The following is a 22,551-nucleotide window of genomic DNA, read 5'->3' on the forward strand; positions in this document are numbered from 1 at the left end:
CTGTTACCGTGTCTGATCATAGAACCTTCCATATGATTGAGGCCGTCGCAAGCCCACTGGAAGGAACTCCGCGGCAAGTGCGGTGACCAATGCGCTCCTAAGAATGTAGACTCACTGCAGACGCGGTACTTCGAAGGCGGTTCCCCACGAAGGGATACCTTCCGAGCTGTATGTCAGTAGTTCGTGCTAGGCGTTAAACAGCCTCCGATCAAGCGACAAACGCTTGGACATGAAGGCGGGTAGCTTTTCATGGTGAGCGCCGAGACAATGTCCGGTCACTAGCGCCACTCGTTGGCCAGCTCTTTCGATACGGTCCTTGAGCGTCACTTTACCAAAGCGACCATCGAGCTTCTGCCGAAATGCCTGAAAGATAAATTTCCCCATCGCGCGCAAAGCTTGCAGCGGGTGTGCTGATAATCTGTAGCCAAAATACTTTCTGAAGTTCCGCGACTCATCGAACGCCCTCCTAAGCTGTTCCGTGAAGCTATAGTCGTGGGAATGGTAGACCACAGCTTGCGGCGCATAGGCTTTCCAATAACCCGCCTCGATAATACTTCGCGCCCATAACTGGTCTTCGGCGAATTCCACATCCGGATAGGGGAAAGCTTCCCACACAGATTTGCGCATCAGCGAGTTGTTGTCGGAATAAAAGTGCAGCAATTTCCGCCAGCCCTCATCTGCCTCATAACGCGCCGGATCGAGATCGCGATATACGATGAGCGGGTGGCGAAGAAAGCCTTGGAAATGCCGATCCAGATCGCTCTTGGTGAAGGGTGAGGCTTTATCATAGGCAATGTGACGACCGAATACGCCGGCGATGCGCGGATCCTGTTCGGCAGTGGCGACTAGGTCGGCAAGCCAATGCTCATCGACAGGTTCGGCATCGTGAGTCAGAAACGCAACGAAATCCGCATTGGCTGCCTCAATTCCGAGATTCCTGGTCCTGCCGTGCCCAAAGTCCTGCGGCGCGATTTCGATCAGGCGGACCCGCACCAGCCCGCGGAGATACTCCTTCGTGCCATCGCTAGAACCGGAATCGACTACAATTATTTCATAGTCCCACGGTGCTTGCTGGGCGAGCACCTTGTCCATAACCCTAGGCAGAAAAGGCATCGCATTTTTCGTAGGGATAACAACGGCGCAGCGAAGCTTCGTCATTATCGCGCTCCTTGCTGCACGACGAAGCTGACCCGCTGCTGAATTGCCGCCTCAACGAGACGGGCGGACTTTTCCCAGGAGAGGTCCTTGACATAGGCAGAGCCGCGGTCGCGAAGGTGCTCTTGTTGCTGCGGTGCCTTGAGCAAGCGCTCAATTTGATCGGCAATGCCCTCCGGCGTTGGCTCGGCGAAGGCTATGGCGTCGTTCGGAAAAACGGATCGGACTGTATCGAGATCAAGATCGATGACAGGCAGCCCGCAAGCCATCATTTCCTTGTTCACGAGAGAATGGTTGGTCGCGGAGAACACTACGCCGACAGTTGCCTCGCGATAAAGCTGGGCAAGTTCGTGGCTCTTGAGGATACCGAGATCGCGATAGGGGAAATCGACGCTGAGCTTTCCAAGCCGCCACCCGAAGAAATCCACCTCAAAATCGACATTGCGTTTGTGCAAAACTTCGAGAGCCATGAAGGCCAGCGCGACGGCGCGGCGCGGCGTCACGTAGCGCGCATAAAGCGCGATCCTGTTACGGTGGCGCTCCTTGGCCACGGAGTTGACGTTGTAGACATCTGCGTCATAAGCAAGTGGCCATGACATTGACCAGCGCCCGAACTGCTCGGACATGCGCTTATGGAGCCAATCTCCCGCGCATAGGCAATCGAAATCAAAATTATAGGTGGCTTCCGTCAAAAGCGCTTCGGCTCCCGCAGGATAAAATGCCGATTCGTAATCCTGCACAAAATAGAACTTGCGGGTGAACCGCTCCATGGCTTTGACCGGGTAGCAAGTGAACCGGTCTGTCGCAATTAAGGCATCGCCTTCGGCATCAGGCGTCACTCCTTTGAAGAGTTCGACCGATCCGGAAAACTGCTGAAAGTGCTTGTTGATCGTCTCGAGGGCCGCAGCTCCCGACTTATGGATACTTGGATTCTGCACAAGAAAACGGACGTCGTGGCCGAAACGCTCCAGATAGCTCGCGATCCGGAAGATAGTCATGTGCCCGCCCGCGCCGGGTCTGAAGTCTGGAATGACCCAAGTGATGCGAAGCCGGGACAAATCCGGACTGTCAGCGGGAGGCCTTCCACCAGACGGCTGATAGCTCACGAATCTCTTGAGATAGTCAACCTGTCTTTCGATAGGAGTCATTTTCTGTTTGTTAAACCGCGCAAAACGCACCAAATGTCGCGCGGCGGACGATAAGGACACTGATACCATCTCCCTGGATTCGTGCTCCAACAAAAGTTTCCGGGCCTGGACAAACCCTTGCCTGGTTGCTCTTGTTGCTGACTGCTATTCAAAGTTCAAGGTAGCTTTTGCAAATTCCCGCACCTATAGATGCCTTGCGTTCGTTTGTGTTGCTGCATCCTTCCCTTTTCTTCTTTTTTGTCATTTTCAAGCATAAGATGTATATCGCCGCGGTCATGCGAGCAGTCGGCGAACATTGGAAGTCCTAGCCCAATGACGAAGCATCAGGTTAAGGTGATAACATCGGTCGAGCCGAGCCAGTGTTTCAGTGTTTCGTAACTCGCAGGGATCGGCCAGCTACATGTGAGACAATTCGTCCAACTGACGTAAGGAGTGATCTGAAACCTTCTGGACTGATCGACCTACCACTACACCTCCCGACCGACCCGATCAGGCCGCTGGAATGTCGCATCCGCGAGATCTGCGCGCTACGGTAATCGCCGCGTGCACGTCCTGCTGGAACGCGAAGTATGCATCGCTTACTCAACGGCCGCTTTGGAGCAAAATGTCTGAATCAACACTTGTTACTGACACTTTGCGGAATGCCCGCGAGAAGTTGGAGGATTAGCGCCGATAGTATAACGAGGAACGGCCTCGGGGCGATCGGCAACAAAGTGCCGATCTCATCAACGTAGAAAGCTTCGCGCGCGGCTGCCGAAGCGGCTTAAGCGCTTAGCATATAGGGACGTAGTATGCGTTCGAGAAACAGCCCGACTGCGACGCTGCCAATTGCAAATCCAATCAGATAAGTTCTGTCAAGAAACTGGCTTGGGTAGCCGAGATAGTAAGCCGACCTTATCCACTCGACGCTGTGGAATACCGGATTCCAAGAGCATGCGTACAGGACCTGCTCGGGAAAGGCCTCAAGATAAATTGGCGCACCCGAAGACAGGTAGAAAATGATCATAGAGAGGCCATAGACCATCGCAAACATCGGTGCGATAGCGGTTATCACACTCGCGACAATGCCGAAGCCCAGAGCCAAGATGATGGTAAAAAAGAATGCGAGAAGGGCTTCCGACGGATTTGTCGGGATGGGGTTCGAACCAAACGATATTAGGAAGACAAACATGATTAGTAGGGCAATAATAATGCCCATGAATTCTAGGAACGCCCGTGCAAGCACGATATCCAACAGTCTAACGACCGGAAAGGCCATCATCGATTTGTTGGCAACGAGCGATACGGACATGAATCGAGAGAGATAGGTGAACGTCAGTGCCGGCATCAATCCTGTAGCGAAGAAGAGGCGCAAATCATCGCCGAATGCCGAATCTTTTCCAACAATATTATAAAAAATCAATAGGATAGCAACGTGCGTCACAGGGAATAGCGGCACGATTAGAAAACCCAATCCATGATTGAAAAACCGGCTGCGGATATCTCTCATGATGACAGCATGCATCACGTTAACTTTTTGCATCATCGCGTTCTTGACCGAGATTACAGGAACACGCTGATTCTGGCGGTGCGCGGGCACGAAGTCGCTCATTTCCTATCCTTCAAGAGCGCCATAGGCTGATCCTATTTTCAATCCAGTTTTTTGCGAACTATTAATACTACGCCGCATGAAGCGCCACAGATCGCTGCAAAGGCCAGCAGGCACAGAAAGAGGTTCAAAGGCACGTTGGGATATGTGTCCTCGTCCGGCAGCGTCGGCTCGGTAAAATTGTCGACATAGACCAACTGCAGGGAACTAACGAGCTTGGTTTTTTCCAGATCTTCGATCGCCGATTGCAGCCTGCTTTCCGCCATCTTCAGGTCAAGCTTGAGGTTGTCGAAAACCTCCGAATAATCCGCGAGATTGCCTGCACGGTCTTCGGCGGCGCCGGCAGTCTTCGCCCGCAAGTTCTTCGCCTGTTCTTCGAGGCCGGCTAGCCGTCTGTCGATGTCGGACAGTTGTGGCGAACCCGCGCCGACGCTCTGGCTCAGTGCCACCCGGCGACTCTTCAACTCGGCGATACTCGACTCAATATTTGTCAGAACCGTAATCGCGCTCTGCGCCGAAAGGCCGATATCAAACACACCCGTCTGGTTCTGCGTGTCCCGGAGCCTCCCGCGCAAGTCGCTTACTTCTTTTGTTGCGTTGTCGATGTCTTTTTGAGTGGATGCGAGGAGGTCACTCCACATTCCGGAGCCAAGCCTGTTTACTTGATCCTCCGACAGTTTCAGCACCAGCGCCACGAGGTCGCGAGCCTCTTGGGGCGTGAACGCGGTAATCCGCAACTCTACGATACCGCTCTTTGGATTGACCGAACTTGAGTAACGCTTTTTCCAGTATTTAAGAATGTCATCCTGCGTTGCATCTGATCGAAGACGAGAGATTCTATCGATGTCATCGCGGCCGAAAAGTTGATGGAGGTCTACGTTCTTTTGAAGATCTTGAATGATTGCAGGGCTACCGAGATAATTCAGAAGAACAGCTGTGTCCTGTACAATTTTCATCTTTAGTTCGACTGAGTCGCTTGAATATCTATCGCGCGATAAAAACGGCACTGATGATCGTACGATGAAGCGAACTTCCGAGACATAGCCGGGGCTTGCAACAAAAGCGTAGTAGACAATGCTACCGGCCATTGGCAGAACGAACGTCACACCAATGATGATCATCAAAAGTGCCGAGAAGACGCGATCATGCATTCGTGGGGCAAGACCGGCCAAACGATACAAGTTCCGACGACTTCTATTCTCAAATGTCAGTGCGCGCGCATAAGAGCTTAAGGCCGCTGCCATCTTCTGATGCCGGCTAAGAGCGGGGGGTAGCTCTGTCTGGATCAACTGCTTATCTTCTGTGACTGTCTTTTCCGACACGGGCTTCCCACCTGGTTAGCGATTAAGGCGCATGTATGTTGCGATGCCTTCTTCGACATTGTCGAACTGCACCATATGTCCATCAATCAAGACGATCGCGACATCGCAATAGTCTTTTATGGTATCCATATCGTGGGAAATGATGATAACGTCCGATTTTTCGCGACGTTGCCTGAAGGCTTCTCGGCATCGCCTTTGAAAATTGGAATCTCCGACGGCCGTGATTTCGTCCACTAGATAGCAGTCGAACTCAATGGCCATGGAAAGACCGAAGGCAAAGCGTGCCATCATTCCAGATGAATATGTTCTGAGCGGTTCGCTGAGATAGCTGCCGATTTCGGCAAACTCCGCCACAAAACGCAAAACGCGATGAAAATCTTCGCCATAGGCGCGTGCGACAAACTTAAGATTTTCTTTTCCACTCAATAGGCTATTCAGGCCGTTGGCAAAACCCAGTGGCCAGGAAACACGCACTTGCCGGTGGACGCGACCTTTATTCGGAAGCTCTGCACCGGAGATAAGGCGCATTGTTGTCGACTTTCCAGCGCCATTTACACCCAGCAAACCATAAGAGCGTCCTGAAACGAAATGCATGGACTGATTGCGCAGGATGTAACGGCGGTGAGTCGCCGTCTTATAGTATTTGGTTACATTCTCGAGGGTAATCATGATCAAACACGGTGGTCTTCAACGGACATCCAGATCAGTGTTGCCGTCATCCACAGTGTGAACAGGCCTCCCGTGAGGATAAGCCACTCGGAAAAGCGCTCCGGATATTTCGCTTCTTCTGGAACGTGAGAATCCGAGAAGATTGAAACGAACGTGGTTCGTTTCAATGCAGTTGATTTTGCTGTATCGAGGTTCCGGACCGTTGCTTCATAGAGAGCCTGCGTGACGATCCGACGCGTCTCCAGGCGCGAGAACTCCGTCAGGCTGCTCGAAAGCTGTGTCTCGCCTGTCGTGTTTTTGCCGGCGAGACTGTTCTGGCGGAGCTGAATTTGATCATCAAGCGCCTTGATTGAACGGCGCAGTTGGCGCCCACGCGCGGTATCATCGGCCTTGGCCGCTTCCAGTGAGTTCAGGTCAACCAGCAACCCGAGCTTTTGTTCAGTTAGCTTCCCGATGATTGTGCTTGCCATTTTAGCTGACGACGTAGGGTCGAAAATGCCGGTCTTGTTCTGATACTCTCGTAAGTCGTCAAGCGCAGTCCGGTATTCATTAAGGCTTGCCATCACGTCATGCTCACCGCGATCCACCAGATCCTTCTTAGCCTTTTCCGAAATCTTGTCGATCATTCCATCTGCAGCCGCCAAAGCCGTTTTAGATATTCTAACGGAATCTTCCGGCGAGAAAGCACGCACAGTAAAGATGACAATGCCCGAAGGTCCATCGACATATGTATCGACATGTTGCGTCCAGTATTTGTGAAGATCCTCGAATGAGGCATCGCTGGGCAACCGTGACAGCATGTCGATATCGCCCTTGGAGAAGAAGCTACGCAGCCCAATTTCTGCATCCAGCTTCCTCACTATTTGAGGAGATTTGAGATAGTTGGCGACAATATAGGAATCCTGAGTTAGCGAATCGCCGCCGACGATGGAGCGACCTTCTCGCTTTTCTGAGGTATCAAAGCGCTCGCTGACGCCAATGGTGCGGACAACCAGCCGAGTTTCGGAAATGTATTGGCCGCTTGCAATCAGGCAATAGTAGATAGCAGCGACAAGGCTAGGAACCAAGACAAAGGTTATAAGGGAGTTTTTCTTGGTGAAAAATAGCCCGAGAAGTATGGACGCGCGCCCTTTATCGGAAAAATTTGCAGGATCATTTGCCGTGTCGCGCATCGCCTTCTTAGCATCGTGAACGGCATAACCGACTTCTACGCTCATATTTCGTTCCTGTTGGAGAATCACGCGCGTGTCGACTGCGTTGGCCAGGACGTGCTGAATGTTCTTCTTGGTTGGTCTGCTGTGCTCCGCCGCCGCGTACGCAAACTACGCATTGGTCACGCCTTTTATCACCATAAGGATATTCATGGTAGATGTGGCTTCAGCGTGGCATGAAAAATGAAAGTTTGAACCGCGACCTTACCCATCGCCCTTGCGAAGTCGCGATCTGGCTGCGGTTCACGCCACTGAAGCAAACATTTCTGTTTTGAGGGCATTGGCGCAAGGCGAGCACAGTTAAATGCAAATCTACGGAATCTGCCAGTTCGCCACATGCTGGAAACGTGACTGCCTCTCGATCGTTTGTTGCATTTCAATGAGACCGTTTTCCCGACAGGCGCGGGCCTCTTTCATGCCACCTCACATGGAAAATCTGCGTCAAGTCGGTCATAACACATCAGTCCTCTCCACAGTATCGCCTCCCGGTTCCAAGCCACCCGACTGCATCACAGCAGCTCGTTTTGCCGAGCCTGATCAAACTCGCATTCGGTCGGCGCTGTCGCGGCCGTGCCAGAATCCCGCTTGCGGCGGGTGGGGCTCAGGACGACGAGACAATTCTCCATTACCGGCATTTCGCCCTAGTAGCATTCGGCTCGTCGGCCCGGATCCGCCAGGATTGATGAGATCCTGGTAGATTTCGGAACGGGTTATGTGTGGTGACAATCAAGCCCTCTTCATGGGCCACTCGATGAGACATCCGAGGCGAATTATATCGGCGACCGCTCGACTGTTAGCGCCTTGCGCTCCCGGCCAATTCGTCGCCGGTCTTCCTCGTCGGGCGATGGCACCCGTGCAATTGAGGACACACGTGGCTCTTCTCTCTTGAACGCCATCAGGTCCCGAAGCAGTGCCTCGCCATCGATGCGGTCCGTCTTCACTCGCCGGTGGCGACGCGATGTCGCAATCGATGTTGCGTCCACGAGATGGCTTTCGATCCCCGCCTTCTCAAGCACGCGATGGATCCAGAAGCCGTCGAGCCCGGCTTCCTGAATGGTGACGATAGGATAGTCATTCCTGGTTTTTGCCGGCATCTCTCCCGCAACTTCGAAAGCAGACCAAACAATCCGGCGACGTCTCCTGCCCTCAAAGAGTGTTTCGACATGCTCTCGCCGTCCTCCGGCGATAGCGATGTAATCAGCCAGGTGAACGACTCAGCTCCAGTGAAACGAAGATTGCGCCAAGATTCGTGTGGATGGCGATCGCGGCTCTTTCGATCTTGAACATCGGGGCCTCACAATAAGTGCGTTAGGTTATGGCCACTCATTCTGCAGAAATGTCGGCCGTCGGGCACTCATGGGACCTCCTTCTGATCGACAAGTGATTTTCTAGGCCCCTAGGCCTTGACAACGTGTTTGAGAGCAGAGCCCAGGGAATGAAGCAGAGTGCTTCATTTTTGAGAAATGAGGCAACGAGGGCAAGCAAAGCTGGAGGCTGGCCATCACCATGTGACATTGGGGGCGCTTGTGCACTCTCCGATATTTCCCCATATACGCCCGATCACCAAAGAGCGACTCGTCGAAGCCAAATGAATTTTTGCGTTTACCAAGATACCGGAACTGAAATCCACGGCTATCTAGTGCCAGATGGATACGCCACAAAACCTAAGGTACACGTAAAGATCAATGGGGAAGACAAGGTAACCGAAGTCTATTGCTGGGTGTTCGTCGAAGGCGCAAGGAGCCAGGGCCTTCACGAAACCGGAAACGTCGGATTCATCCTCAGCGACGACAACGTGCCCGGCATTAGCACAGCTCCTCAGGCTGAGGTGTTGGATCCCGAGAGCGGGATTATCTTCTATCGCCGCGCGCAACCAGGCCAATATATTCCTAAGAAGGTCTTGCGCCTCGAGACGGCGTACGTCCCTCATCGCGAGCTAGACTTCTGTCTGAAGCCGTACTTCCAGTTCTTTGAGCACGGCGTAGAGCATTTCGGATTTGAGACGGTGCGGCAAATGCTGGAAATCCTGCACCAGCCGTCGGTCTACGTTTCAGGCCGCATCCTGCTTAAGAATTTCCGCATCTACATCGACTACAATATTGATACAACGATGGTTTCTTTGCGTGACCCGTTTTACGAACTGGCGATGCGTCTGATTGTTTTCAGTCGATACAACGAGCAAAAATTTAGCTTTGTCTCGCCTCGAGACAGGACCCTGTTCAAGCCGGTCATGGATTGGTTTGATGGAATTGCCCTGCACGATGACGAGGCGGTCGCCAAAGCGATCCGCGGCGCACCTAAGGACACGATTAACCTGCTATCGTCGCCCTTCACTCAGCAGTTGGTTGCTGACAACCCTTCAGACGCAGCGACTCTTGATAGTGTCTCGCAGGCGCTTGATTGCCTGTCGCAGTTCACTCTCTTCGATGCAGGTCGCGATCAAATGACGTATCCAAAACACATCGAAGAATTATTCGAGCTCCCGGAGGGAACTGTGCGTATGAGGCCACAGCTAGAGTCAGCACATCAACTTGCAGATTTCCTCAGGAAAATTGGCAGAGTTGAGCACCTGCTAGAAGCTGACCTAGTCTTGTACCACTTTATCCAAAAAGCAGTGGATCGCGCGCAACGCGGTTGATTTAACGGAGCGGCTCTATATTTTACGTCCACCACAATGAGAGTCAGGCCTGTGTTGTTTAAAAGAATGAAAAACCTTGTCCAAGAGAACAGTCTTCTTTGGGGCGAGGAGGTTGCCGAGGATTACCATGGCGCGGCGGCGCGCGACATGCAGGCGCACTGGAATGGCATCATAGAGCCGACGATCCGGCGCCATCCGATCAGCTATACCAAAACAATCGACTTTGCGTGTGGCTATGGTCGCAACACCGACTTCCTCTTACTGCTCGCTGATCACGTCACAATGATCGACGTGAACAAGCACAACGTCGAATACTGTCTGAAGAAGTACGTCGGCAACCCGAAGGTAAGCGTAAAGGAGTGCAATGGCTACGACCTGCGCAACATCGACGACAGGGCGTGCAGCTTCTTCTATACCTTTGACAGCATGGTGCATTTCCCGCCGGATATCGTGAAGGCGTATCTACCTGAGTTCTTCAGGGTACTCGCGCCTGGCAGCTATGCCTTCATTCATCACTCGAACTACACCGCTGGCGGATCAAAGAGAGACTTCCGGGAAAACCCGCACTGGCGCAACTATATGTCTGCTGCGATATTTGCCGACCTTGCTAAGTCCGTCGGGTTCTCCATTGCCGAGCAGACGCTCCATCATTGGGGCCTTCCGGACCTCGACTGCGTTTCGGTCATTAAGAAGCCCTAGTAGAGGCTTGAGCACAGGGTTCGAAATGACCACGGGTTTCGCGAATGCGGCGTTTCAGATCGGCCTAATCGGGGCGGCGAGAAGTTGGTAGTGATCTGAACCCTTCAGACTGGACTGTTTTGGTTAGAGTTTTCCGGTAGTTTACCTAGCTGGGAAAGGAACGGAGACATGAAGGCACGGCAGTTTTCGGACGCCCGAAAGGCGTTTACCTTGAAGCAAGGTGACGAAGGAGTGCCGGTCGCGGAGATCTGCCGAAAGCGGCGCCCAGCCACATAACGCATTGTTAGCTGGGGTGAGCCCCTGCAAGTCCCTAGGTCGCAACGCCTCGCTCGTTAATAGCAGCGATCAATGAGATGTACTACCTCCCTGTTTTTCATGTCAAATCGTTGGTACATCCTGCGCTAGTCGCACTCAGAGTTGCGCTGCAAAGCGTTAGAATCCACCTCGGGAGAGTTTTCGTGAAAGTTGCAATATTCAATGATACCGGCGTACTTCCTCATGTGGGTTGCAAGGCGGTCTCGAATGCGCATGCTGTGATGCTCGGAATAGCAGGCCACAGCGTAGAACATCGATTTTTTATGGGGTGGAGTCCGCCGGTACCGGATTACGAAGAAGATCAGGCTATAAAGTTTCTACTTTCGATTGATTCTTTTAGGGCCGCGATTGATGCTGTGGATGCCGTTATAGTCAACGGTGAAGGCACCATTCACCATGGCAATGGGCTCCAGCTCCTAGCAGGACTGGGTGCGGCCCAGCGACTTGGCAAGGCTACGCTCCTAATAAACGCGGTGTGGCAAGAAATGCCACACTATAAGGAGACTATTAGAAAGTTGGACGACTTCACTGTCCGTGATCTTAGATCTTTGAATTACGCGAAATGGTTAGATTTACCCGCTCGCCTTGTTCTTGATTCCAGTTTTGGTGCTCGATTAATAGACCAGCCGCTGCAAAATCTGCAGGGATTGACAGCCATATCAGATTGGCATCACGCTCGAGACAAGGACGTAGGCTCTGTTGTGCGATCTTTGGTCCGGAATGATCCACAGCATAAGTTTTATTTACCGCTGGAGAGAGGTGACGCCGAAGCAATGTGGGATCGATTTCCATCCACCATTGCGACGTGCGATACGTTTGTCACCGGGCGGCATCATGGCGTTTGCCTCGCAATTGCGGCACAAAAACCGTTTATACCTTTGCCCTCCAACACCCATAAAATCGAAGGTCTGCTGGAGGTCTTCGACGCACGTGTCCCGATCCCAACATCCATCGAAGCCCTTAACGACGCAATTGAATTTTCTCTCCGTAATCGCTCAGTTTACGACGATATCGCTCGACGGCTCAATGATTTGTTGCCCTTGGATACTTTCCGAATATTGGGGTCCTCCCACGATGCCGACGGGGCTAAAAGAGAACTTGAGCGGCTAAACCGCGACAAAGCTGCCTATGTTGGAAGTGTAACCAATGGTGAATGGATGACCGGTGAGCTTTCGCGGCTTTTTATGTCAAACCGTTTATGACCATAGCTTTAATTCGACTAGTTTGACTCTCATTTCTGAATCAACGGACCAAATGTGTGACCGCGAGATACTCGTTCACTTTGGCAATCGCCCCTCTCGGAGGGCCAACGAGGGACTGGCCGCGCCTTAGTTGGGTGCCGCCCAAGTAATAAAACTCGAGGTCGAAGGCCGATAGCTCGGCACGCATCTGATGCTCGAAAAATGGTTCGAGAGACGTTCTATCCACCATTCCGGAGGCTGCACTGTGCAGTGCGCATTCTCACCATTTGGCAAAACGGCTACAGCAGGAATGTTTGAAATATTGAAGAATACCTGGAGGCTCTTCCGGCTCTATCGGGAGGAGAAGCTGAGAGGGTGCGCAAGCGCGGCGGGCGGAAGCGAGCGATAGGCACAGGAGCACCGATACTGATCCCGATGGCAGCCAATGATCGTTGGTCGCTCGACTTCGTTTCGGATCAACTCACCGATGGACGCAGGTTCCGGGTTCTGACGGTCGTCGATGATTGCACGAGGGAATGCCTGGCACTCGTCGCCGATACATCGCTTTCCGGTCTGCGCGTTGCCCGTGAGCTGGATCGGATCATCGAGGAGCGCGGCAAACCCAGGATGATTGTCAGCGACAACGTCCTAAGTGCGGAAGAAAATGGGCTTGGCAGGCAAAGTTTCTCTGTTCGTCAGCATGCTCGCGCTGCATGACGCTCGTCAAGTCACATCGTCGAACCAGGCGGCCTCCACTGGAATGGGAAAAGGTCTCGTCCATAGCAAACACAGGGTCCATCATTTTGGCCCTCACCGTCCTTAACACGAGCTTCTGATCCAGGTGGAAGACCCAAGCATTGTCTACAGGGTCATCCGATGGGATGCCCTCACGGCCCTACCTGACAGAGGTTCTTCCACCTGGTACCCGCCCTTCAACGAAGGGCCGGTAGTCTGAACCGCTTTTGACGACGGCGTGTACGACACGCGCCATCTTGGCGGTAATAGCGGTCATTGCCTTGCGGCGGAGATCGGGATTGTCACGATCCCTTGCGATGTAGCGTTCGAACTTATGCCGGAAGCCGTTCTCACGCTGGCGGATGGCAACTTGTCCAGCAATCCACAGCGTCCGTCGCAGCCGCGCGTTGCCGAATTTGGAAAGCCGGGTCTGGCCACGATACTGGCCCGATTGTTGTGTCGACAGATCCAGCCCGCAGAATTTGAGAAACTGACGGTGATGGTGAAAGCGGCGTAGATCCCCAGCCTCCGCGATGATCGTCAGCGCGTTGATGGGACCGATCCCAGGTATCTGCCGCAAAAGCTGATAATCGCGGCTGTGTCGCAGCAGCTCATCGGCCTGTGTTTCGATCTCGTTACGTTGGCGGATCAGGCTACGGGCTTCGGCCACAACCATCCGAAACATGCGAATGGCAGGCGCATCCAGCGGCAATGGCAAGCCGATCGATGTGCATGCCGTCTCATAAATATCCATTAAAATCTGTGACTTGCTGACTTTCCTGCCGACAACATCCCATGCCGCTTCGACGAACTCCTCTTTCGTCAGTGTCGTGATGCTCGCGGGTGTGGGGAACGCATCGAGGAAAGCGAAGAACCAGTCGCTACGGCTGTTGCCCCTGAAGCGATCAATCTCAGGAAAATACAGCGGCAGGTAATGCGTCAGGATGCGATGCTGGATCTCGGTCTTGGCGTTAGCAATGGCTTCGTGTGTCTTCGACAATTCCTGAACGTCGTTGATGCCGGCACGCAAGGGATCATGATAGACTTGTGTCGAATGGATCCTCAACATGTGCAGGATCACCTGCGCATCCTTGGGATCGTTCTTGTCCCAGCTGTTGTGCAAGGCTTCTCGCGTGCGGGCCAGTGCCAGCGACGAGACCAACCGCGTCTCGAAGCCGGCTTCGACCAAACGCCAGGCGACGGGTCGGTGATAATTGCCCGTTGCCTCAAAAGCACAGACCACCGGTTGGCCATAAGCCTGCAGGACTTCGATCAGACGATCATGCTCCGCACGGGTGTTGAGAATTGCCAACCGGCGGCGGCGTTTATGGCCGGGTGCTTCGATCAACACTTCATTGCGAACCTTGGCGATGTCGATGGCTACCAACACGGCAGCGGTGGGTATAGAATTCTGACTGGTCATGGTCGGTCTCTCCGGAATGAGTTGTGAACACTCACATTCTAGAGATACTTTGGCTGGCCATGGCCACCTCAAACGGTGCGCGCTTGCAGCAAAAAAGCTGCGCGCACCGTTCCCTCGGTGGCTCCAATTCTTCCTTCCGTAGGTGCTACGGCAGCGAGTTCACCAGCAATGCGATCCTGCAATGGACGGACCGGGCCAAAGTGGATTGGCACTACATCGCGCCGGGCAAACCGATCCAGAACGCCTTCATTGAAAGCTTCAATGGGCGGCTGCGAGACGAGCTCTTGAATGAAACTCTCTTCTCCACTGGCCCATGCTCGATCAGCGCTTTCAAACTGGCGCAGCGATTACAACGATCACCGACCACATTCTGGCCTCGGCTGGCTGACACCTGCCGAGTTCGCTCAGACCATCGACCCGCGACGTGATGCGGTGCTGCGCAGCCGAAATGGCTCCGCACCGCAACCCGCCGCTACCGCCATAAATGCAGCAACCAAAAACCGCTGGAGCGAACTCAAAACTGGATAAAACTTGGGGGCAAGGTCAGAGCCTTTCCGCTCTAAACCCGGAGTAAATGTCAGCTACGTGCTGAAAGACCGAAAACGCAAGGATATTTGTTTTGTGTCCCTGTCTTTTTGGATCGGTCGGTAACCCGCGATTCATCCGGATGACTACGTCGTGCTCATCGATATCTAGGCCGTGGTCAGCCCCAAAGATGGAAGAAGCATTTCCTACGACTGCGATCCTCTTCTCTCGGAAATGCATTCCGGCCTCCAAATGCCATCTTCCACGATGTTTAACACTTGCTTGGTGCGTGTATACCTAACGCACGCGTCAGACTATCCATGTATTCAGCCTTCAGCGATCTTCAGCAGGTACTTTCCGTATGCGGTTTTCGAATACTGGTTGCCGTACTCGATAAGCTTTTCCCTGGTTATGTAGCCATTGGCAAATGCTATCTCCTCAATGCAGGCGATATTGGTTCCCTGGCGGTGCTGGATCACGCGGACGAACTCGCCTGCTTCAAGCAGACTGTCATGCGTTCCGGTATCAAGCCACGCATAGCCGCGAGACATCTTCTCGACGAAAAGTGCCCCCTTCTCCATGTAAATGCGATTGAGATCAGTAATCTCGTATTCGCCACGAGCCGACGGCTTGAGATTTTTTGCGTACTCGATAACCTTGTTATCGTAAAAATAAAGGCCCGTGACGGCAAACCGGGATTTTGGATGGCTTGGTTTTTCTTCGAGGCTTATTGCATGCCCGTCGGTCGCGAGCTCAACGACGCCATAACGCTCTGGATCATCCACCTCGTAAGCAAAAACGGTTGCGCCTTCCTTGCGGTGTCTCGCTTTTTCTAGGAGATCACTCAGTCCCGCACCGAAGAAGATGTTATCGCCAAGCACGAGCGCGACATTATTGTCGCCTATGAACTCTTCGCCGATCGTGAACGCCTGTGCGAGTCCGTCAGGCTTCGGTTGGACGGCATATGAGATATTGATGCCCCAGTCAGAGCCGTTGTCAAATAGACGTTTGTAGCTGTCGAGATGTTCGGGCGACGAGATGATGAGAACGTCGCGAATGCCCGCCATCATCAGCACAGATAGCGGATAATAGATCATCGGCTTGTCGTAGACTGGAATCAACTGCTTGTTGATCGCAAGTGTCGCCGGGTGAAGGCGGGTGCCGGAGCCGCCGGCCAGAATAATGCCCTTCATCGAAAATCCATCCTCATCAGAAATCTCGTTTAGTCAGTTGCCGCGCAACTCTGAAAGCGTCTCGCTAAGTGCATCTTGCCAGTGGCGTGGCATAACCCCAAAGTCCCGGCCGATTTTGTCCGTCGACAAGCAGGAATAAGCCGGTCGCTTAGCAGGTGTTGGATAATCGGCGGTGCTGATAGCCTCTACGATTGGAACCGAACACCCAGCTTGCGTCAGCTGACGAAAAATTTCGCGCGCGAAACCACACCAGCTCACTTCACCTGCATTAGTAAAATGATAAGTGCCGGTCGGAGACCTCTGATCCCTTATTAGACGCAGTGTGATCGCCGCTAGCGCCCCGGCAATATCCTTGGCTGCAGTTGGCGAGCCTCGCTGATCATCCACAACACGCAACGTAGGACGGTCGGCTGCGAGCCTCAGCATGGTCCTGACAAAGTTGTTGCCCTGCGGACTGAACACCCAGGCGGTGCGAAGGATCACATGACGGGGGTTGGCCGTACGCACTGCCTGCTCGCCCGCTTCCTTCGACGCTCCGTAAACACCGAGCGGCGCAACCCCATCATCTTCCAGATAGGCCGATGATTTGGCGCCATTAAAAACGTAGTCGGTCGACACTTGGATAAGTGGAATTCCTGCTCGAGCCGTTAGCTCAGCTAAAGCCGCGGGGGCCTGAGCATTAATTTTCCAGGCATCAACTACGTCGGTTTCCGCCCTGTCAACAGCAGTAAAGGCGGCCGGATTGATGATGGCACTGAATTCGTTCCCGGCAAAATAGGTGCGGATCATATCGATTTTGCCGAGGTCAAGCTCAGAGCGGTTCGGTGCGATGATCTCGACATCGGCGGGCCATGGGAACTTCAACAGCTCCATTCCCACTTGACCTGTTCCGCCGGTTACGAGAATTTTCATCGTCGGCATCACGATCAGCCCAGGCCTCGACGCTCGGCCGCCTTGGTGCGGTTCAGAATATCGCCCCACCAGTCGCGGTTATCGAGATACCATCTAACCGTCTTCTCAATACCGCTTTCGAAACTCTCGCGGGGCGACCAGCCGAGTTCTCTCCGGATTTTGGAAGCGTCGATGGCGTAGCGCTGATCATGCCCTGGCCTATCGGCGACAAAGCTAATTTGCTGATGATAGGATGATCCATCGGTGCGCGGTTGCAACCGATCAAGTATGCTGCAAATTGTTTCAACAACCTCGATATTGCGGCGTTCAGAATTGCCGCCGATGTTGTAGGTCTCGCCGGGAATTCCCCTTTCAAAAACATGCTGCAGTGCCCGCACGTGGTCCTCGACGAACAACCAGTCGCGGATATTGCTGCCGCTGCCGTAGACAGGAAGTCGCTCACCCGCGAGTGCTTTTACGACGATCAAAGGGATAAGTTTTTCCGGGAAATGATAAGGACCATAATTGTTGGAGCAATTGGTGATCAGGACAGGCAGGCCAAAGGTATGACCCCATGCCGAAACCAGATGATCGGACCCTGCTTTGGAGGCGGAATAAGGGGAGCGTGGGTCATATGGCGTAGACTCAGTGAAGTACCCTGTATCACCAAGTGAGCCAAACACCTCGTCAGTGGAGATATGGTGGAAACGAAAGGCAGTGCGGCGCTCCTCGTCGAGGGTTCGCCAATAGCCTAGGGCTTTAGCGAGAATTGTAAACGTGCCCATCACGTTCGTCTGCACGAAGGTAGCGGGACCATCAATCGATCGGTCAACGTGCGATTCTGCTGCCAGATGCGTGACAATGTCCGGCCTAAAGCCTTCCATCGCTGCGGAAAGTTTTTCCTCATCGCAAATATCGCCGTGGACGAACTGGTAACGCGGTGAACCAACGATTCGCTCAACCGAGGTCAAGCTGCCTGCATACGTCAGAGCGTCGTAGTTCAGCACCTCGTGGTCTGTTTGCTCAATAAGGTGGCGCACGAGTGCCGAGCCAATGAAACCAGCGCCACCGGTGACAAAAATACGCATGCGAACTCCTTGAAGGGATTATACTTCGACCAGCTCTAAGGGAGTCCCATCATACTGGAACGGGCTATCGAACTCGGAAAGAAGCGGCTGCGTTCTATCCTTGTCGCTCAGTGTTGGCGCGTTCCCCTCGGATAAAGGCCAACTGAGAGAAATATTCGGATCGTCCCAGCGGATCCCACCATCGTTCGCTTGAGAGTACACATCGGACACCTTATAGGACACTTCAGTGGAAGGCTCTAACGTCAAAAAGCCATGGGCAAATCCAACCGGGATGTAAAGCTGCTTGCCGTTATCAGCTGTGAGCTCTACACCGACCCATCGACCATAGGTTGGCGATCCGTTTCTGATATCAACAGCAACGTCGAAAATCCGACCGCGAATACAGCGGACCAGCTTTGCCTGAGCGAATGGCGGAGTTTGGAAATGCAAGCCCCTTAAAGTGTGGACCTTTACTGAAAGCGAATGATTATCCTGAACAAACCGATCGAAAATACCATAATTCGCAAACGTATTTTCACTGTAAGTTTCAGTAAACCAGCCGCGATCGTCGCCGAAACGTTTTGCGCTTACTGAGACGATTTTCGAAATCATAAAATTGTGCCCTGCCGAGAAACCCTGCCAAATACCACGTGCCGAGCGGACATAACATCAACCATCATAGTGGTCTAGACCGTTTGCTCTCAGTACTTCCCTGCTTGGATGTTGGCCTCATGTGCAAATGGCCTCGATTCCTCCGATCGCGATTTCCGATATCTGCAGAACGCTTTCTGGTTGCATTTCAGGTTCTGCGCGTGAGCGAATCGTCGTCAATTAAAGAGAGCAGGGCCATTGAACAGTACCACCAGTCAAGAGCCACTCGTTGTTATCTCCGGGACCCCGTAAGCTGCGAAGATAGTAAATATCCTTGCAGAGCCAAAAGAGCGAGCCATCAATTCGTCCTTCGACAGGCGAAAGCAGAAACCTCAAAATACACACTTGGCCGCTCTGGCAATACCTACTCGATGATCGGCCGAAGGAATCGATGCTCGAGCATGCGAGGCTCGCCATAAAGCCGCAACTATTCCCGAACACTTCCGCGTTAAACCCAAGCGCTGCGACGATGTCGCTAACTGCACGTCGGCGTCGTCATTCAAGTCGTTCTTATGATGGATTTGATTCGATCTTGCTCCGCTCGCGAATCCGCGTCAATTTAGCGCCCACTCGGAAAGCAAACGGAGGGGTCGATGTGGAAGCAGAAGTGGTCACCGCTGAAGGTGCTGATGTGTCCCGTTTATGCGCTTCAGATTATCACCGGCGAAAAGCGCTTCATTGAAAATCCGTTGTTGGGGAGTGAAAAGCTCAACCGGAATGGCCTGCATATCTGGCGCGTCAAGACCGCCGCGAAGATTGTGGAGTCGCGCCGCCGGCGGCTGCAGCATCTAATTCCCCAACACGAGCGTACCTTCTTCACCGAAAACGGCTATATCGAACGACGCAATTTCCTGGCGCCGGAAATGTTCGCGCAACTGCGTTCCGAAGTCGAGGCTCTTCGCGCGCCGGCTCGCGAAATGACGCAAGGGAAAGCGGTCACGCGACGGACGTCCCTCACTCCTGAAGTTCTGAAGAACTATCCGGCTATTCGCGCCCTGGTAGATAGCAATGCGTGGAGCGACCCTCTCCGTTATGTTGGAGGCTTTAAGGCAGAGCCAGTTATCAGTATACAAACTATCTTTGGGACGGAGACCGAAGAGGGCAAAGGAAAAGATCCGCAAACCGATCTTCACATGGATACGTTCCACTCGACGGTTAAAGCTTGGTTCTTCCTCTATGATGTTCCCGAGGACGAGGGCCCCTTCACCTATGTCGCCGGCTCTCACAAACTGACCAAGCGGCGGCTCGCCTGGCACAAGAGGAAGAGCATCCTGGCGTCCGTCCGCGGCGACAATGGTTCGTTCCGGATTCCGGAGAACCAGCTGCACCTTTTGCGTTTGCCTGAACCCACCAAGTTCGCCGTTCCCGCCAATACGCTCGTCGTCGGAGATACGTTTGGATTCCATGCCAGGGGCAAGTCGGTCCGGCCTTCCGTGCGCGTCGAAATCTATGCGTCGCAGCGACCCAATCCGTTCCTTCCCTTCGTCGGCCTTCACGCAGGATTCTTGCCTTTCGTGAAAGGCCGAAAGGAGGTTATCGGCTGGTTTATCGAAGATTGCCTTGTCCGGCTGGGACTAAGGCGGCAAATCTGGAAAGATATCGGCACGGCGGGGCCGCTCGATCCTCGGTGATGGCCGACGAGTTCTGTTGCGGCAAGGACGACAACTGGTTACTGCCAGACGGCAAGAAATTCGCGATCCACGAGCGGATCATGCCACCGTCGTCTCGCGACCGAGACAGCTAGATCGAGATGCAATGAATTACCTGATCGACAGACTGGCGGAACTTATTCAAGATTTGATCGAACGGAAGAGGCTCCTCAATATCCTGAGCCTGGTGCTTGCCGCCCTTGCCTTCATCGTACGTTTTCTGCCGATGCCTGCGCACCGCCGCCGTATCTGCGACGGCCGGATGTATATCGCCTGTCAACAGAAAAATTTCAAAAAGGCAGCCGAAATCCTCGTTGAGCTGAGCAACAGCGAAACTCCGGGTGCGGATTCGCTGCGCCTGTTTTTCTACGAGGTTCTCGGGCACGTCGATCCTCGATACGCATACAAATTAATGAAGGCACGCCACTTCGATCGAAACCTCTCGCCGGTTATCGAGGCGGCACTTCTGCGCCGGAGCGGAGAGTATGAAGCGGCCCTCTCTGCCCTGGATTATGTTGCAGAGACATTTCCTGTGCGGGTTCAGGTAGCCGAGTTTAAGAGGAGCTTGTTACTGGAGGATCGCAGGCACGAGGAGTTCGCCGTCGACGGTCTTTGGCGCCTCTCGCACGATCCCGACAAGCCTCTCTTCCAATTCGCGGCTTCGGTTGCGGCTGCGTCCGATAGTGCGGGTCGCAATGACATCCTGAGGTCTGTGATCGAACGAATAGTTCGCGATCGCGATGCCATTCTCGACGATCCCAAGCTTCTTTCAAGATTTGCTCAGCAAGCGATCGAGGCGTCGATGTGGCTCCTGGATTTCGCAGGAGCAAAGCGGGTCCTTGAAGCGCTTCGAAAAGCCGGGATGAAAACGGCGGCAGACCGACTAGAGCGAAGACTCGACGTTGATGCGCTTGCGTCGATGTCCGGGCTCATCGAACAAGCGCATCAGGACATCCTGGGGCGGGTTGGGCTAGACCAAGCTAGGGCCGACACATACGAAGCGGTTGTCATCATACCGTCGGCAGCAGTGCGGTCCAACAAGATTGACTATCCCGGCTTTCGGTCAGACATCAGGTTTGTTTTGCGGACCATCACGGACTGTCTCGACGAAATGGGCGTGAAGTACGGAGTCAAAGGGCAGATTAAGCTGCATGGGGTCGAAGATCTGCCGGTACCGTACTTCTCCTATCACAGCGTATCCGAGCATCGAAATGGCCTTCATTTCAAGGAAACCGATCGCCCGTCGCGCTTCAGCTTTGATGCCGGCGGTTACTCCGGATGGTCGGAATTCTCGAGAAAGCGTCTCACTGAACTGCCGCTCGACGAGGTGGATCTCTCCACGGCCGCCAGCTTCTTCGAGCAGGATCAGGCGCAAACCATTTCGCGCAACGTGTCAAAATATGCGCAGGATCCGCTACGCTCTGCTGAGGTGCTGCCAGCTCGTTTCGTTTTCATTGCTCTTCAGATGGTTGGCGATTCGGTGCAGGAATTGGCGTATCGAAGCCCTATCGAAATGATGGAGGAAGTGGTCACTGCATGCGAGAAGATCGACTACTCCGTTGTCGTCAAGCGCCATCCGCTTTGTGGTTCGACCGCAATTGGAAAATACATCCAAGACAACAAAGACGCTGGTCGGATTGTCGTGGCCACCGGCAGCATTCATAGTATCATCGCCCAATCGGTTGCCGTGTGCGTGGTTAACTCCGGCGTAGGTGCAGAAGCTCTTTTGCACGAAAAGCCTGTATTTGTTTTCGGGCGCTCTGATTACATGGCCGCTTGCTATAATTGCGAGCATCAAGGAGACTTCGAAGGGCAATTCAAGCCAGGACGAGCGGTTATGTCACCAGCTGACCTCCGGCGGTTTTGGTATCTTCTGCGCAACGATTATGCGGTGGATCTGCGGAATTCCGAAGGAGCCAAAGCAGTTATTCGCAAGCGCGTCGAAAAGCATATGTCGGATTTGCGTCAGATCAATAGCTCATCGTCAACGTGTCGAGACCATGACGACGGACGCGACCTAGTCATCTCGTAGCATCACTCTCCGAGGTCTTAAAAAGGCAGACGGAAACTGTCCAACTAGCAGCTGCGGCAGCTTTTCAAGCGGGTTTGTGCCGTCACTATGGTCGTCGGATTGCGACCTCAAACTGGGTAAATGGAACCAAAAGAAACTATTCAAGCGTTCATATTGGATGCCAATAAGCGTCGAATTTCGGACGCCGATTGACACTCTCCAGCAACGAAGGAGGGCTGCAACGCGCCACTCGTGGCAGGCTGTCACGCAAAAAAGCTGAGTTCATATCGTGATAAAGACGGCGAATGTTTAAGGGCCTTTAACTCAAATTGCAGATAATTTCCGAAGCTGTTGTGCGAACATTGTTAAGCGGTTACTGCACTATGGCATCGAGAACGCAGCTGTGATTTTTTTTGGATCGGTCCGCCAATTGACTTGTTGTGAGACGCTCAGTGTGCTTTGCAGGTGCCAATTAGAATC

16 protein-coding genes and 4 pseudogenes are annotated in these 22,551 nt (G+C 53.4%); 7 read left to right on the forward strand and 13 right to left on the reverse strand.

Features of this window, described 5'->3' with window-relative positions; genetic code table 11:
* Window positions 1-186: 186 nt before the first annotated feature.
* The 7 genes and pseudogenes from ACZ9DP_RS18730 to ACZ9DP_RS18760 all read right to left on the reverse strand — a co-directional run.
* Window positions 187-1,158 (reverse strand): glycosyltransferase family 2 protein, encoded by a 972-nt coding sequence (locus ACZ9DP_RS18730; RefSeq protein ID WP_476203223.1) that lies wholly within the window; start codon window positions 1,156-1,158, stop codon window positions 187-189.
* The gene (locus tag ACZ9DP_RS18735) at window positions 1,158-2,153 is read right to left on the reverse strand and encodes a rhamnosyltransferase WsaF family glycosyltransferase (RefSeq protein ID WP_476203224.1); all 996 of its coding nucleotides are present in this window, start codon (window positions 2,151-2,153) and stop codon (window positions 1,158-1,160) included. Before ACZ9DP_RS18735 ends, ACZ9DP_RS18730 begins: the two co-directional genes overlap by 1 nt.
* 913 nt (window positions 2,154-3,066) lie before the next feature.
* Window positions 3,067-3,894 carry an ABC transporter permease gene (locus ACZ9DP_RS18740; RefSeq protein ID WP_476203225.1) on the reverse strand — a complete coding sequence of 276 codons (828 nt, stop codon included), beginning with the start codon at window positions 3,892-3,894 and terminating at the stop codon, window positions 3,067-3,069.
* Window positions 3,895-3,932: 38 nt separating this feature from the next.
* Window positions 3,933-5,213 (reverse strand): KpsE/RkpR family capsule polysaccharide export protein, encoded by a 1,281-nt coding sequence (locus ACZ9DP_RS18745; RefSeq protein ID WP_476203226.1) that lies wholly within the window; start codon window positions 5,211-5,213, stop codon window positions 3,933-3,935.
* A gap of 15 nt (window positions 5,214-5,228) precedes the next feature.
* Entirely contained in the window at window positions 5,229-5,882 is a 654-nt protein-coding gene (locus ACZ9DP_RS18750) for an ABC transporter ATP-binding protein (protein ID WP_476205403.1), read from the reverse strand.
* 2 nt (window positions 5,883-5,884) lie between these two features.
* Window positions 5,885-7,099, reverse strand: coding sequence for a KpsE/RkpR family capsule polysaccharide export protein (locus ACZ9DP_RS18755; protein ID WP_476203227.1), 1,215 nt, complete (start codon window positions 7,097-7,099; stop codon window positions 5,885-5,887).
* A 776-nt stretch (window positions 7,100-7,875) separates the two neighbouring features.
* Window positions 7,876-8,371: pseudogene (locus ACZ9DP_RS18760) on the reverse strand (transposase); the annotation flags it as partial.
* Between the two features lie 157 nt (window positions 8,372-8,528).
* Between ACZ9DP_RS18760 and ACZ9DP_RS18765 the strand changes: the two are divergent.
* From ACZ9DP_RS18765 to ACZ9DP_RS18780, 4 genes and pseudogenes are all read left to right on the forward strand, one after another.
* A complete protein-coding gene (locus tag ACZ9DP_RS18765) occupies window positions 8,529-9,731 on the forward strand; it encodes a hypothetical protein (protein WP_476203228.1) in 1,203 nt (400 codons plus the stop codon).
* A gap of 66 nt (window positions 9,732-9,797) precedes the next feature.
* The gene (locus ACZ9DP_RS18770; RefSeq protein WP_476203229.1) at window positions 9,798-10,430 is read left to right on the forward strand and encodes a class I SAM-dependent methyltransferase; all 633 of its coding nucleotides are present in this window, start codon (window positions 9,798-9,800) and stop codon (window positions 10,428-10,430) included.
* Between the two features lie 458 nt (window positions 10,431-10,888).
* Window positions 10,889-11,947: a polysaccharide pyruvyl transferase family protein gene (locus tag ACZ9DP_RS18775; protein WP_476203230.1), complete on the forward strand. Its 1,059-nt coding sequence runs from the start codon at window positions 10,889-10,891 to the stop codon at window positions 11,945-11,947.
* A gap of 307 nt (window positions 11,948-12,254) precedes the next feature.
* Window positions 12,255-12,571, forward strand: a pseudogene (locus ACZ9DP_RS18780) (DDE-type integrase/transposase/recombinase); the annotation flags it as partial.
* Window positions 12,572-12,787: 216 nt separating this feature from the next.
* Here the strand turns inward: ACZ9DP_RS18780 and ACZ9DP_RS18785 are convergent.
* Window positions 12,788-14,084, reverse strand: a pseudogene (locus tag ACZ9DP_RS18785) (IS110 family RNA-guided transposase).
* Between the two features lie 149 nt (window positions 14,085-14,233).
* On the opposite strand from ACZ9DP_RS18785, the pseudogene ACZ9DP_RS18790 reads away from it, so the two are divergent.
* Window positions 14,234-14,612 (forward strand): annotated as a pseudogene (locus ACZ9DP_RS18790) (integrase core domain-containing protein); the annotation flags it as partial.
* Window positions 14,613-14,627: 15 nt separating this feature from the next.
* Here the strand turns inward: ACZ9DP_RS18790 and ACZ9DP_RS18795 are convergent.
* From ACZ9DP_RS18795 to rfbC, 5 genes are all read right to left on the reverse strand, one after another.
* Window positions 14,628-14,849, reverse strand: a complete 222-nt coding sequence (locus ACZ9DP_RS18795; protein ID WP_476203231.1) for a glycosyltransferase family 29 protein — start codon at window positions 14,847-14,849, stop codon at window positions 14,628-14,630.
* Between the two features lie 86 nt (window positions 14,850-14,935).
* Window positions 14,936-15,802 (reverse strand): glucose-1-phosphate thymidylyltransferase RfbA, encoded by an 867-nt coding sequence (gene rfbA / locus ACZ9DP_RS18800; RefSeq protein ID WP_476203232.1) that lies wholly within the window; start codon window positions 15,800-15,802, stop codon window positions 14,936-14,938.
* A 33-nt stretch (window positions 15,803-15,835) separates the two neighbouring features.
* Window positions 15,836-16,714, reverse strand: a complete 879-nt coding sequence (gene rfbD, locus ACZ9DP_RS18805) for a dTDP-4-dehydrorhamnose reductase (protein WP_476203233.1) — start codon at window positions 16,712-16,714, stop codon at window positions 15,836-15,838.
* 14 nt (window positions 16,715-16,728) lie between these two features.
* Window positions 16,729-17,781 carry a dTDP-glucose 4,6-dehydratase gene (gene rfbB / locus ACZ9DP_RS18810; RefSeq protein WP_476203234.1) on the reverse strand — a complete coding sequence of 351 codons (1,053 nt, stop codon included), beginning with the start codon at window positions 17,779-17,781 and terminating at the stop codon, window positions 16,729-16,731.
* An 18-nt stretch (window positions 17,782-17,799) separates the two neighbouring features.
* Window positions 17,800-18,372, reverse strand: a complete 573-nt coding sequence (gene rfbC / locus ACZ9DP_RS18815) for a dTDP-4-dehydrorhamnose 3,5-epimerase (RefSeq protein ID WP_476203235.1) — start codon at window positions 18,370-18,372, stop codon at window positions 17,800-17,802.
* Window positions 18,373-19,004: 632 nt separating this feature from the next.
* Between rfbC and ACZ9DP_RS18820 the strand changes: the two genes are divergently transcribed.
* Window positions 19,005-20,042, forward strand: coding sequence for a phytanoyl-CoA dioxygenase family protein (locus ACZ9DP_RS18820; protein ID WP_476203236.1), 1,038 nt, complete (start codon window positions 19,005-19,007; stop codon window positions 20,040-20,042).
* Between the two features lie 124 nt (window positions 20,043-20,166).
* Window positions 20,167-22,092, forward strand: coding sequence for a capsular polysaccharide export protein, LipB/KpsS family (locus tag ACZ9DP_RS18825; protein WP_476203237.1), 1,926 nt, complete (start codon window positions 20,167-20,169; stop codon window positions 22,090-22,092).
* The last annotated feature ends 459 nt before the right edge of the window (window positions 22,093-22,551 follow it).

Source organism: Rhizobium sp. USDA 4016 (assembly GCF_056279705.1).